The organism is Serratia sp. 2723, from assembly GCF_050434425.1.
GTDB lineage: Bacteria > Pseudomonadota > Gammaproteobacteria > Enterobacterales > Enterobacteriaceae > Chania.
On sequence record NZ_JBNDIN010000002.1, the window covers coordinates 199524 to 212141 of the forward strand.

Annotated in this window: 12 protein-coding genes; 7 read left to right on the forward strand and 5 right to left on the reverse strand. The window is 53.9% G+C overall.

The window, feature by feature from the left end:
• The first annotated feature begins 31 nt into the window (after positions 1-31).
• The 3 genes from gshB to ruvX all read left to right on the forward strand — a co-directional run bounded on the left by gshB (position 32) and on the right by ruvX (position 2033).
• A complete protein-coding gene (gene gshB / locus ABIE29_RS03655) occupies positions 32-982 on the forward strand; it encodes a glutathione synthase (protein ID WP_429616883.1) in 951 nt (316 codons plus the stop codon).
• Positions 983-1047: 65 nt separating this feature from the next.
• Entirely contained in the window at positions 1048-1611 is a 564-nt protein-coding gene (locus tag ABIE29_RS03660; RefSeq protein ID WP_429616884.1) for a YqgE/AlgH family protein, read from the forward strand.
• The gene (gene ruvX / locus ABIE29_RS03665) at positions 1611-2033 is read left to right on the forward strand and encodes a Holliday junction resolvase RuvX (protein WP_429616885.1); all 423 of its coding nucleotides are present in this window, start codon (positions 1611-1613) and stop codon (positions 2031-2033) included. The genes ABIE29_RS03660 and ruvX overlap by 1 nt, the downstream gene beginning before the upstream one ends.
• Here ruvX and ABIE29_RS03670 read toward each other — a convergent pair.
• The 5 genes from ABIE29_RS03670 to ABIE29_RS03690 all read right to left on the reverse strand — a co-directional run bounded on the left by ABIE29_RS03670 (position 1996) and on the right by ABIE29_RS03690 (position 10124).
• The gene (locus ABIE29_RS03670) at positions 1996-4164 is read right to left on the reverse strand and encodes a fimbria/pilus outer membrane usher protein (protein WP_429616886.1); all 2169 of its coding nucleotides are present in this window, start codon (positions 4162-4164) and stop codon (positions 1996-1998) included. The genes ruvX and ABIE29_RS03670 overlap by 38 nt on opposite strands.
• 83 nt (positions 4165-4247) lie before the next feature.
• Positions 4248-4679 (reverse strand): DUF1090 domain-containing protein, encoded by a 432-nt coding sequence (locus ABIE29_RS03675; protein ID WP_429616887.1) that lies wholly within the window; start codon positions 4677-4679, stop codon positions 4248-4250.
• A 134-nt stretch (positions 4680-4813) separates the two neighbouring features.
• A complete protein-coding gene (locus ABIE29_RS03680; RefSeq protein ID WP_429616888.1) occupies positions 4814-8329 on the reverse strand; it encodes an ATP-binding protein in 3516 nt (1171 codons plus the stop codon).
• Complete coding sequence (locus ABIE29_RS03685) at positions 8322-8954, reverse strand: response regulator (RefSeq protein WP_429616889.1); 633 nt, start codon at positions 8952-8954, stop codon at positions 8322-8324. The genes ABIE29_RS03680 and ABIE29_RS03685 overlap by 8 nt, the downstream gene beginning before the upstream one ends.
• Positions 8955-9131: 177 nt before the next feature.
• The gene (locus tag ABIE29_RS03690; RefSeq protein ID WP_429616890.1) at positions 9132-10124 is read right to left on the reverse strand and encodes a type IV pilus twitching motility protein PilT; all 993 of its coding nucleotides are present in this window, start codon (positions 10122-10124) and stop codon (positions 9132-9134) included.
• 20 nt (positions 10125-10144) lie between these two features.
• Between ABIE29_RS03690 and ABIE29_RS03695 the strand changes: the two genes are divergently transcribed.
• The 4 genes from ABIE29_RS03695 (at position 10145) to yggU (ending at position 12613) form a co-directional block, all read left to right on the forward strand.
• Positions 10145-10858 (forward strand): YggS family pyridoxal phosphate-dependent enzyme, encoded by a 714-nt coding sequence (locus ABIE29_RS03695; protein WP_429616891.1) that lies wholly within the window; start codon positions 10145-10147, stop codon positions 10856-10858.
• A gap of 10 nt (positions 10859-10868) precedes the next feature.
• Entirely contained in the window at positions 10869-11690 is an 822-nt protein-coding gene (proC, locus tag ABIE29_RS03700; protein WP_429616892.1) for a pyrroline-5-carboxylate reductase, read from the forward strand.
• Positions 11691-11771: 81 nt separating this feature from the next.
• A complete protein-coding gene (locus ABIE29_RS03705) occupies positions 11772-12326 on the forward strand; it encodes a YggT family protein (protein ID WP_025120085.1) in 555 nt (184 codons plus the stop codon).
• Positions 12323-12613: a DUF167 family protein YggU gene (gene yggU / locus ABIE29_RS03710; RefSeq protein ID WP_429616893.1), complete on the forward strand. Its 291-nt coding sequence runs from the start codon at positions 12323-12325 to the stop codon at positions 12611-12613. Before ABIE29_RS03705 ends, yggU begins: the two co-directional genes overlap by 4 nt.
• The last annotated feature ends 5 nt before the right edge of the window (positions 12614-12618 follow it).

Here is a 12618-nt window from a genome sequence, read left to right on the forward strand (position 1 = left end):
GACCTGTCTCACAGGTTCGTAAGGAGAAGAGATGATCAAGCTCGGCATCGTGATGGACCCTATCGCATCCATCAATATCAAAAAAGACACCAGCTTTGCCATGCTGCTCGAAGCGCAGCGCCGCGGCTGGGAACTGCATTATATGGAGATGAACGATCTCTATCTGCATGCCGGTGATGGCCGTGCCCGCACGCGCCTGCTGAACGTGAAAGAAGACCAAGAGAGCTGGTTCAGCTTTGGCAGCGAGCAGGATCTGGCGTTGCAGGAGCTGGACGTGATCCTGATGCGTAAAGATCCACCGTTCGACACTGAATACATCTATGCGACCTACATCCTGGAACGGGCCGAAGTGAAAGGCACGCTGGTGGTCAACAAGCCACAGAGCCTGCGTGACTGTAACGAAAAGCTGTTCACCGCCTGGTTCCCGGAACTGACGCCAGACACCCTGGTCAGCCGCAGCGCTGCCCATATTCGCAAATTCCACCAGCAGCACGGCGACATCATCCTCAAGCCGCTGGATGGTATGGGCGGAGCCTCAATCTTCCGCGTGAAGCAGGACGACCCCAACCTGTCGGTAATTATCGAAACCCTGACCGAACACGGCAGCCGCTTCTGCATGGCGCAAAACTTCCTGCCAGCCATCAAGGATGGGGACAAACGCATCCTGGTGGTAGATGGCGAACCGGTGCCTTACTGCCTGGCGCGTATCCCTGCCCAGGGCGAAACTCGTGGTAATCTGGCCGCCGGTGGCCGTGGCGAAGCGCGCCCACTGAGCGAAAGCGACTGGAAAATTGCCCGTGCGGTTGCCCCAACGCTCAAAGAGAAAGGGCTGATCTTTGTTGGCCTGGACGTGATCGGCGATCGCCTTACCGAGATTAACGTCACCAGCCCAACCTGCGCCCGTGAGATTGAAGCCGCATTCCCGGTTTCCGTCACCGGCATGCTGATGGACGCCATTGAAAAACGTCTGGCCACGAAGTAGGCAGACGACGCGCCCTCTCTCGTTGGGAGAGGGTATGCATTTTACTTCCCAATTGAATTAACGCCATGAATTTACAGCACCATTTCCTGATTGCCATGCCCGCAATGCAAGATCCGCGCTTCAAACGTTCGGTGATATACGTTTGCGAACACAATGACGACGGTGCCATGGGATTAGTGATCAACAAACCCGTGGAACATTTCACCGTGGAGACGGTGCTGGATAAACTCGACATCAATCCTTCGCCGCGCGATCCGGCGATCAGCCTGGATAAGCCAGTGTTCGCTGGCGGCCCGCTGGCCGACGATCGCGGCTTTATTCTGCATACCCCTCGCAAAGGCTTTGGCTCCAGCATTCAGATCTCACCGGCCACCATGATCACCACCTCAAAAGACGTACTGGAAACGCTCGGCACGCCAGATCAACCCGCCGATGTGCTGGTGGCGCTTGGCTATGCGGGCTGGGAAAAGGGCCAGTTGGAACAAGAGCTGTTGGACAATGCCTGGCTGACCGCCGAAGCCAATATCGACATTCTGTTCCACACGCCGATCGCCAACCGCTGGCGCGAGGCAGCCAACCGCCTTGGTATCGATATTCGCAACATTGCCAGCCACGCAGGACACGCCTGATGACTAACCGCACCATTATCGCCTTCGATTTCGGAACCAAAAGCATCGGCGCAGCTATCGGCCAGGAAATTACCGGCACCGCCCGGGCGCTGGCGGCCTTTAAAGCCCAGGACGGTATTCCTGACTGGCAGAAGATCGAACGTCTGCTGAAAGAGTGGCAGCCAGACCTGGTGGTGGTTGGCTTACCGCTGAACATGGATGGCACCGAACAGCCGCTGACCGAACGAGCGCGTAAATTTGCCAACCGGCTGCATGGCCGCTTTGGCGTACAGATTGCCCTGCATGATGAACGTCTGAGCACCGTTGAGGCACGGGCAACTCTGTTTGAGAGTGGGGGATTTCGCTCATTGGATAAAGGCAGCGTCGATTCTGCCTCCGCCGTGGTTATTCTGGAGAGCTGGTTTGAGCAGCATCCGGGCTGATTTTCCGTGCCGGAGCAAAGCGGCTGAACATGATTGCACCAGCGGTAGGCACCACTTCCTGTTCAGATTCAGGCAACTCAAGCGTATCCGGTAGCTCAAGGCTATCCAAGGTAAGGCTGTTTATGCGGTATGGCGTCAGATTGCTTATCAGCGCATAACCCCGCCGGTCGGTAGTTACACCATACTGATTATCGACCCCGATCCCCGGCGTACCCGGTACGCTGACGATAGCCATAGTATCTCCTAACGGCTGCCCCAGCGTGATCCCTTCCTGATGCGCCATCAGGCTACCGGAAAGCTCCAGATTCTGCTGGCGATACCCTTTACCTTGAGAATAACCGGCCCGCAACTCGCCAGCGTTATATTGATAATTGCTGCTCACATCCTGGCTGCTGCCATAGCGTTGGCTCTGACTGGTACTGGCGTTGTAGCTCAGGCTATAGTCGGAAAGCAAAGTTCCACTGACGCCTATCCGCCGGCTGTCGGTCCGGTCGTTAGCCAGCGTATGATCGTAGTTCAGTTTCATACGTGGTGCGCCCAGCGCGTTCAACGGCAGCGAGACAGAGAGCCCCAACTGCGCCTGCTCTTTGCCATAGGAGGGGCGGTTATATTCCGCATACAGCGAAACGTCTACCTTACTCAGGCTGGTGCTGAAGCCCATCTCGATGCTGGTTTCGCCTCTTTGATTACCCCGCGTGGCCTCTCGAACCAATGTCAGGTATAGGCTGTCTGAATCGGACAGATACTGGTTATAGCGCGCTTCCAGGCGATACTTCTTTTCCTCGTCAAAGTCACCGACAAAAATGCCGTCTTCCCAGTCCCACCAATAGGTGCTCTGCTGGTCTATCGCCTCGCCAAACGTACGATAGCGCTGCCGCGAATAATATTGCGCCATCAGGCTGAGGGAGGACTCCCAGGCAGGGAAAGCCTTTGCGTAGCGCACACGCACCATACCACCGGTATCCGGCGCTGAACGCCTTGGCTGACGGGCCGATGAAAACGTGTAATCCGCCGAAATCGCTCCCCACTGGTTAAGGCTCTTGCCAATCCCGATCGCCGCGCTGCGATAAATATCGGCCCCCTGAAAACCACCGTACAGCGTAACCTTTCCCGGTAGCCCGTAGCTGAGTGACGCCTGCGCAAAGCTCGGCTGTTCCTCTTCCATGCCATAATAGGGCTGGTACTTACCCACCGTAGCGTCGTAACGCCACTGGCCGGCGTAAACCAGGTTAGGCATGGAGGAGTAGGGTATTTTTCGTTCAGTTTCGGTACTGTCGCTTTCCCGTATTGTGACGGTAAGATCCCCTTCGAGCGCGGGCGGATAGACATCTTTCAACACAAAAGCGCCAGGGGAAACAAACGTCTGGTAGATAACTTCGCCGTTCTGCCGCACTCTCACTTCCGCATTGCTGCGGGCGAAACCTCGGACCCAGGGCGAGAATTGCCGTAGGCCATCCGGTAGCATCCGGCTATCTGACACCAGGCTGATGCCACGAAAGCGGACATTGTCGAACAACGCCGACGGCGTTACGCTGTCGCCCAAGGTCAGCGTGGCGCGCCAGGCTTTGAGATCCCGATAGGCTAGCGCCCTTTCGGTATGCCAGGTCGGCTCCCCCCAGGTATCTTTCTGATAGACGGGCTGATAACGCAGTCGCCAAGGGCCGATGTTGGCCCCAGCGGTAACATCAGCATACAGGCTGTCATGGCGTTGCGCAGCGCGATAATTTTCACCCGCATAATGACCATAATTAAGCTGGTAGTTAAAAAATGCCGCATTGATACCATCATCCCAGCGGTTTGCCAGCTTGTTGTCACCCAGCATCCCAGCCGGGATATCTACCGTCAGCAGTTGTGCTATCGGATCAAAGGACACCCCAATTTTTCTGGCACTCAATACGTCGGGCAGAATACAGCCCTCTGGGGTCGTTTCCATCACCATCGCGGCATCACGTATCCCCCACTCACGTAGCAAGAGGGCATTAATACACGGCTGCTCATCCCGCCCCAGATTAACGGCCACCTCGCCCTGAAAGTTATCGTTAATAATGAGATAAACGCTGTTTATTTCAGCCCTGACTCCGTTAACCAACAGGCCCAGCGATACAACGGCAATCTGAAAAGTGGATTTCATTCGTTCCCTGAGTGCTAACCACAATATTTACCCAACACAAAAAGAGGCGCATCTGCGCCCCTTAATTACCAAATCATGGCTGCTTATTTCTGTGCTGCTGCCAGCTCAGCGCGAGCCTGCTTCAGCTCTTGTTTGATTTCTTTTACGTCAGCCTGCTTTTCTTGCAGTTTTTTCTGGTACTTAGCCACTTTCTTGGCGTCACCTTTGGCCTGAGCTTCACGCAGGTCGGCTTTAATTTCCTGTACGTCCTGCTGCTTGTCAGCCAGTTTCTGTTCCAGCTTGGTGACTTTCTTCTGAGCGTCCTGCAGCACGCTACCGTTGGTGCAATGGGCATTAACTTCGCTCAGAGCACGCTTCAAGCCAGCTACACGGTTGTAGTTACCGTACTTCTCAGCCTGCTGGATCTGATATTCGAGCGCAGCACGTTTGGCGTTACAGTCGTAAGCCGCATTAGCCATGGTAGAGAAGCTTGCACCCAGAACCATAACCAGTGGCAGAATCGCTAATTTAGTCATGTTTTTCATCATTTTATCCTTAAACGCTATTACACATGAGGAACCCAAAAGCTCCCCTTCCTGTGCGACAAAGAATAAAGCGATCCCAGTTACCTTAAAATCTACAGAAGCCTTAATCGCCCTGTAGGAAGGGACTATTCACCTGTAGTCCGTTGTACTTTCCTTAAGGTGCTGAGCAGCCGTTGCGCTTCTCCCAGCACCACCGTTGCGGTTGCCTGAACGGGGTTGTCATGCAATGACTGACAAGCTTGATTCAGACTTTCAGCATTCACCAACCGGGCCGCGCCGGCCAATTTATGGGCCAATGCCTGTATGTTTAGCGGATCCATCGGTTGCTGCTGAATGTCCATGGCAAGCTGCGTACAGTCTTCATGCAAGCAATCCAGCAGGGTTTGGATAAACTCTTGCAATACCTTTGGCTGACGCAATTCCGCTGGCAAATCTTCCACGGCAAACGCTGGCTCCTCTTCAGCGTCCCCCGTAGCAGTCAGTGGCAACGTAGACAATTTCGTTTTTAATATGCTCAGGTTCACCGGCTTAAACAGGCAATCATCCATTCCGGCCTGCAGGCAAGCCTCACGGGCACTTTCTTGTGCATTGGCCGTCAGCCCCCAGATCACCCTAGGAACGGACTGCTGTTCACGCTCAATGCGCCTGATTTGGCGACTCAGGCTGTAACCATCACGTTCAGGCATCTGGCAGTCGGTGATGATCAGGTTGAAGCTCTCCTGTTCCAGCAACTTCAGCGCCTGCTCCCCATCCCCAACCGCAATGGACTGATGGCCAAGAAACTGCAACTGTTGGGCCAACAACATTCTGCCCGCAGGATGATCTTCAACGATCAGTACCCGCAGCTGGGATGATAATGCCGGGGTTGCTTCCTCCTGCGGTGTTTGAGGGGAGAATGTCAGCAATCTCGGCACTGAAAGTAGCACGGTGACGTCGCTGCCAATACCAACCTCACTGTTCAATACGATGGTCCCCCCCATCATCTCCACCAGCTTGCGGCAAATATACAGCCCAAGCCCCGTCCCGCCAGTCTCCCCATTGCCCTGAGTAAAGGGTTGGAAAAGGCGCTCTTGAGTGGCTGCATCAATCCCCTTGCCAGTATCAGAAACACGTAGCCGCAGATCCGCTCGTTCTTCGCTAATCTGATCGACCACGACACTGAGCGTGACCTGCCCTTGCTCGGTAAACTTGATGGCATTACTCACCAGATTGGATAGCACCTGCTTGAAACGCATGGGATCAACCAACACATCGCCGGTGATCTCCGCGTCAATATCCAACCTGAACGCTAACCCTTTTTGTCTTGCCACACCGTCAAATAGCATCGCCACGGCTTCAATCAGGTGACGGATATCTGCACGTTGTGGATGCAGGATCAGACGGTCCGCCTCAATGCGTGAGATATCAAGAATGTCACCAATCAAGGCCAGCAGAGAATGGGCTGACTCATGTGCAACGCTCAGCAGTTCTCGATCTACAGCTTCCTCGCGCTGCGGGCGGTTCAGCAACAGTTCCAACATGCCGATAATGGCATTAAGCGGAGTACGGATCTCATGACTCATGGTGGCCAGGAAGGTGGTTTTAGCCCGGTTGGCACTGTCCGCACGCTCTTTCGCCTGCTGTAACTGCGCAATCAGGCGATCGCGTTCGGTCACGTCGAACCACCCTCCGATTTTGCCTTCTGCACGCTGATCTTCAGTGATCAGCAAGTGGCCCCACTGCTGCAAAGTGCGCGACTGGCCTCCCAACTGCATAACAGATAAAACCTGCTCCTGCTCACCGCTCCGTCCGATATCCAGCGTGACCGGTAGTTGCAGTTGGTAGTTTTCCAGCGAGCTGCCGATCGCCGTCTCTGCAGGAACATTGATGGCATTAAAAAATGGCGCGTTAGCCATCACTATCTGGTCTTTCAGATTGGTGATGTAAATCGGCAAGGGCACGCTATCGATTACCGCCTGGCAGCGCTGCACCAGATAGCGTTTACTGCGTAACCTACTGATAAACAAAGTTATCACTAGTACTGCCAGCAACAGCGTTATCAGTAACCACGTTGTGGAATAGCAGTGGGCAGACAATTTTCCATCACCCTGAGTCCCTTCAAGCAGATAGGTATTGTTATACCAATTGCTGGTCATCGCATGGATATCCTCTGGAGGGATATTCAGCAATGCCTTGTCGAGGATGGTTGCCAGGGGGTATTCATTGCCAGAGATACCAATCACAAAACGCGCCGGTTCTATATCCAGAGCGCTCAGAATACTTAGCCCCGAGGAGGGCTCCCGAGCCAGGAAATAATCAGCGCTAATCATCGGCAACACCAATGCTTCAACCTTTCCCGCCTTTACCGCCTCAATGCCGGCTTGGGGTGACGGCACGGTAATTATCCGGCTATCGGGGTACTGTTCCCGCAAGAGAGCCTGCAGAGGGTGCCCAGCGACCAGAGCAATCAACTGCGGAGGATCATGGCTAATCTGCTCCTGGATCCCCAGTAATACCCAAGAGTTGAATAAATAAGATCGAGTCGTCAGCAACCCGTTAGGCCAGATTGCATCTAGCGTCACACCAGCGACAATGTCGGCCCGGCCAGTTTTGACCGCCTCCAGGGAGTCTTGTAGTGATTGTGCGCGGATAATGTCAAACTTGAGCCCTATACGGCTAGAGATAGCCTCCATCACATCAGCCGTCAAACCACGGAACTCCCCCTGAACGTCGAAGAAGCCCAAAGGGGCGAAATCGCCATTAACGGCCAGACGCACTCTGGGATGTTCTTCCACCCATTTTCTTTCCAGCGAGGTCAGCAACAGGTGTTCATCGCTTTGTGACATGGGGATCCCCCCATTCCAGCGGCTTTGGATCTCCGCTTGAGCGCTTTCCGGGATCCTCGCTAAAACAGCGTTCAATATTCGCTGTAAACGTACATTCCCGCAGGCCATGCCAAAGGAGAATCCTTTGATGTCCTGCTGTGGCAGCAGTTGCAAACGCAAATTGTTCAGGTTGCCCTGATTGATTAAATAGCGAGCCACCGTGGCATCACCAATAAAAGCGTCCAGCTTCTTAAACGACAATGCCTCCAGCGCCCGGCGTGGTATGTCAAAAACCTGATAATCCGCCGGAAAGCGTGCTACCAAGCTCTGATTACCGCTGTATAGACGCTCGATAGCAATGCGCTGTGGGGGATTCTGTTGCAGCAGGCTGTCGGTGCGCACCACCAATGCCGGTGAGGCAGAGACATAAGGTGTAGAAAGCAGCATGGTGGGATCGGCTACGCTTCTTGCTGCGACATTGCCGATCAAATCCACTTCTCCCTTATCCAGACTTCGCCGCAGGGCTGAAGCATCTTCGTAGTAACGTACTTTTATCTGTACGTTAAGATTATAACCAACGATCCCCAGGTAATCGGCATTGATACCACCATAATCCCGGGTGCCACTGATGATATCAAAAGGCGAATAATTGGGGGCCGCAATGCCGAAAATCAGCACTCGTTTACGGCGCAACCATTGCCAATCATCACTGGTTAGCTCGGGTTCGGATAATTGAACCTGGCTACGGCTAAGCAGATTGGTTTCACGAAAAGTTGGCCCTTCCCCTGCGAAAGCACCACAGCAAAAAAAAATAAGCATCAAAAGTAATTTATTCATCGTCAGGTCGTTCGCTCTGATGATGAAAAAAAGCCACCAAATCTTCCGTGCTGTTAATTTTTAGCTTTTCCATAAGACGTGTCTTATAAGTGCTGATGGTTTTATTACTCAAAATCAGGCGATCGGCTATTTCCTTATTGCTAAGTCCCTCTGATAAATAACGCAATACGGTCAGTTCACGATCAGAAAGCAGCGTAAGAAGATTCTTGCTTTTTAGCGGTACATTAAGCAAAGGCATCAGAGTTGTCTGTGGAAAACAGGCATATCCTTGCAGCACCAGCTGGCACAATGGAGCCAATTGGCTGATATCCTGATCTTTATTGAAAAACCCGCTAGCTCCGGCACGTAGCGCTCTTTCTGCGTAGCTCCCCGTGGGCAGGCTGGTATATACCACCACTTTAATAGCGCTGTCCACCTGGCGAATATGCTGTAGGATCTGCAGCCCATCCATTTTATTCAGCATGATGTCAAGGATCACCAACTGCGGCGTATTTTCCCTTATTCGCGCCATGGCATCCAGGCCGTTAGTTGCGGTCTGGATCGAGTCATTACCTAATGAAGATAAAATTGCTTTCACCGCGAAACAAATTGCGGGGTGATCGTCAACAATCAACCAGGAACCCATAAGAATATCCTTATCCTAATACCAACAATAATCCTAATAATAGCAACCAAAAGATAGCTACTTATACTGCAACACGGTTCGCTCCTGAGTTACCAATATACATCTCTCTCGCACGAAGCCTCGGTGCGATTGATTGCAATTAAAAATAAGGGGAAAAATAGTTAATCGATTGTGGCATTATAATATTCCCTGCGCAACACGCTGTTGCAAACCCTGCTCAAAAGTTTGCATTCCTGACTGCGCACCTGTTTGCAATACGCTGACCAACTGATGGGTTTTACCTTCGCGGATCATGCTGCTCACCGCCGCCGTGGCCGTGAGGATCTCGTAAATGGCAACACGCCCTCCCCCGGGTTTGCTCAGCAGCTTTTGTGCGATCACCGCCTGCAGGCAGCTGGCCAACTGGGCCCGAACATAGGCTTTCTCTTCCGCCGGGAATACATCCACCAGCCGTTCCACCGCCTGTGGCGCGCTGCGGGTATGCAGGGTAGCCAGGACCAAATGGCCGGTTTCTGCCGCGGTCAGCGCCAACCGAACGGTGGTGGTGTCACGCAGCTCCCCCAGCAGGATCACGTCTGGATCCTCACGCAGTGCGGCCCGCAGCGCATCGTCAAAGCTGTGGGTATCACGCCCTAACTCCCGCTGCTGGATTAGAGAACGCTGGCTACGATGGATAAACTCGATCGGATCTTCCAGCGTGAGAATGTGGCGGCGCTGATGCCGATTAATAAAGTCGATCATCGCCGCCAGCGTGGTCGACTTGCCGCTGCCGGTAGCGCCGGTGACGAGTATCAAACCATCTTCGCGCTGCAGCAGCGCCGGAATAATTTCCGGGGTGGTCAGTTCAGCCAACGTTGGGCACTGGCTGGCGATCCTGCGCAGCGCCACGGAGACCCCATCGTTTTGCAAAAAGAAATTGGCACGCAGCCGGGTACCGCCAGCCAGGGCTAACGCCAGATCGAGCTGCCCCATCAGCTGTAGTTGCTGCCACATCGTCTGCGACAACTGCGTTTGGCACCATGCCGCCATCTGCTGTTGGGTAAGGATTTCCCCACTTTCCACGGCCTGGAGTTCACCATCGATACGTAACATTGGCAGATGGCCGGTACAAAGGTGCAGATCGGAGGCATTATGCTTTACACTAAGGGCCACAAATTCATCGATATCCATATCAATCTCCCGGGTTAATCATGAGCACTATCCAACAGAATCTGCAGGATGTCAGGAGCCGTATTGCAGCGGCCGTTCAAGACTGCGCACGCATTCCAGAAGAAGTGACATTGCTTGCAGTCAGCAAAACCAAACCTGCGGAGGCGATCGCACAAGCCATTACCGCAGGCCAGCACGCGTTTGGCGAGAATTACGTGCAGGAAGGGGTAGACAAGATCCAGTATTTTGCCCAGCGGCCAGAAGGGGCTGGATTGGAATGGCACTTTATCGGCCCGCTGCAATCCAATAAAAGCAGGCTGGTGGCAGAGCACTTTGCCTGGTGCCACACCGTTGACCGCTTGCGTATTGCCCTGCGTCTGAACGATCAGCGCCCCGCAGGAATGCCGCCGTTAAACGTGCTGATCCAGATAAATATCAGTGACGAACAGAGTAAATCTGGCATTGTATTGAGTGAGCTGCCAGCGCTGGCCGAGGCGGTAGCCGCATTGCCTAACCTGTGCTTGCGTGGGCTGATGGCCATCCCGGCCCCGGAACACGACTATCAGCGCCAGTTGGCGACATTCGGCCAGATGAATGACGCTTTCCAGCAGCTCAAGCTGCGCTATCCGCAGGTGGATACGCTGTCGATGGGCATGACAGATGATATGCAGGCAGCGATCGCCGCCGGCAGCACGATGGTTCGTATCGGCACCGCAATTTTTGGTGCCCGTGACTACTCGCACACCACCGTATAACGAGGATTTGATGCAACATCGCAAAATTACCTTTATTGGTGCCGGTAATATGGCTCGCGCTATCATTGCGGGCCTGGTCGCCGGTGGCTATCCGGCAGCCGCCATCAGCGTTTGTGCGCCGTCAGCAAAAAACCGTGACGCCCTGGCCACCGAATATGGCATCAACAGCAGCGCAGACAACATCACTTGTGCAAAACAGGCCGACGTCGTGGTTCTGGCGGTAAAACCGCAAATAATGGCGCAGGTTTGCTTACCTTTACAGGAACAGGTCGATTTCTCCGGTAAACTGGTGCTGTCGATCGCCGCCGGTATTCTGGTGAGCCGTTTCTATCAAATGCTCGGTGAAGGTTTGAATATCGTGCGCATCATGCCCAATACCCCTTCGCTGGTCGGTAAAGGAATGAGCGGGCTGTATGCTCCCGAGCAGGTTAGCCAACAGGATCGTGATTACACTAGCGATCTGATGAGCTCGGTGGGTAAAGTCTGCTGGGTCGATGACGAAAACGGCATCAATGGCGTGATCGCCGCCGCAGGCAGCGCACCGGCCTATTTCTTCCTGTTTATGGATGCCATGCAACAGGAGGCCGAGCGTATGGGATTCAGCAGCCAGGCCGCACGCGATCTGGTGCAACAGGCCGCTATCGGTGCTGCGGCATTGGCCGCCGCCAACCCGGAGATCTCGCTAGCCACGCTGCGTGAGCAAGTGACCTCCAAAGGGGGCACCACCGCCGAGGCGTTGCGGGTATTCAACGAACAACGGTTGCCAGAGACCGTTGCTAAAGCCATGCAGGCCGCGGTTTCCCGTGCGCAGGAAATGGAAAAATCATTTTAACTATGCCCGATGAGTTGCAGGCCGCCAAGGCAATCGGCAACCAAGGGGATAACCCAGAAGTTAAGGAGAAGGGTAACTTACATGCTAACGCTGACTTTCCTGGTCAAAACCGTCGTTGATATTTACGTGATGGTGCTGCTGTTGCGCATCTGGATGCAACTGACGCGCACTGACTTTTATAACCCGTTTTCGCAGTTTGTGGTGAAAATCACCCAGCCGATCGTCGGCCCGTTGCGCCGCATCGTTCCTTCAATGGGGCCGGTAGACAGCGCCTCATTACTGTTGGCTTTCCTGTTGATGACCGTCAAATATCCATTACTGCTGCTGATCCAGAGCGGTACCCTGTCACTCAGCCTGTACAACTTGCTGTTTGGCCTGATTTCTCTGATCAAATCCGTCGGCTACCTGATCTTCTGGGTGATGATCATTCGCGCCTTGATGAGTTGGATCAGCCAGGGCCGCAGCCCGATTGATTATGTGATGTTCCAGCTTACCGAGCCGTTGATGGCCCCTATCCGCCGCGTGATCCCGGCGATGGGCGGCATTGATTTCTCTGCAATGGTAGTGATCCTGATCCTGTATCTGATCAACTACCTGGGGATGGATCTGTTTGGCGAGCTCTGGTTCCTGCTGTGAGTGCAGTCACCCCACAGCTGGACGGGCTGGTGGTCAGGCTATATATTCAGCCCAAAGCCAGCCGCGATCAGATTATTGGCCTGCATGGCGACGAGATAAAAGTCGCCATCACCGCACCACCGGTCGATGGCCAGGCCAATGCCCATCTCATCAAGTTTATCGCCAAGCAGTTTAAGGTGGCGAAAAGCAACGTAATCATCGAGAAAGGCGAACTCGGGCGGCACAAGCAATTGCGCATCCACAACCCGCAACAGATCCCTGACGTCATCGCGGCGCTGATCGAATAATTTCA

Excerpts from the sequence above, each read along its gene's own strand:
- gshB (WP_429616883.1), top strand. The coding sequence starts at position 32 with ATGATCAAGCTCGGCATCGTGATGGACCCTATCGCATCCATCAATATC.
- ABIE29_RS03660 (WP_429616884.1), top strand. The coding sequence starts at position 1,048 with ATGAATTTACAGCACCATTTCCTGATTGCCATGCCCGCAATGCAAGAT.
- ruvX (WP_429616885.1), top strand. The coding sequence starts at position 1,611 with ATGACTAACCGCACCATTATCGCCTTCGATTTCGGAACCAAAAGCATC.
- ABIE29_RS03670 (WP_429616886.1), bottom strand. The coding sequence starts at position 4,164 with ATGAAATCCACTTTTCAGATTGCCGTTGTATCGCTGGGCCTGTTGGTT.
- ABIE29_RS03675 (WP_429616887.1), bottom strand. The coding sequence starts at position 4,679 with ATGACTAAATTAGCGATTCTGCCACTGGTTATGGTTCTGGGTGCAAGC.
- ABIE29_RS03680 (WP_429616888.1), bottom strand. The coding sequence starts at position 8,329 with ATGAATAAATTACTTTTGATGCTTATTTTTTTTTGCTGTGGTGCTTTC.
- ABIE29_RS03685 (WP_429616889.1), bottom strand. The coding sequence starts at position 8,954 with ATGGGTTCCTGGTTGATTGTTGACGATCACCCCGCAATTTGTTTCGCG.
- ABIE29_RS03690 (WP_429616890.1), bottom strand. The coding sequence starts at position 10,124 with ATGGATATCGATGAATTTGTGGCCCTTAGTGTAAAGCATAATGCCTCC.
- ABIE29_RS03695 (WP_429616891.1), top strand. The coding sequence starts at position 10,145 with ATGAGCACTATCCAACAGAATCTGCAGGATGTCAGGAGCCGTATTGCA.
- proC (WP_429616892.1), top strand. The coding sequence starts at position 10,869 with ATGCAACATCGCAAAATTACCTTTATTGGTGCCGGTAATATGGCTCGC.
- ABIE29_RS03705 (WP_025120085.1), top strand. The coding sequence starts at position 11,772 with ATGCTAACGCTGACTTTCCTGGTCAAAACCGTCGTTGATATTTACGTG.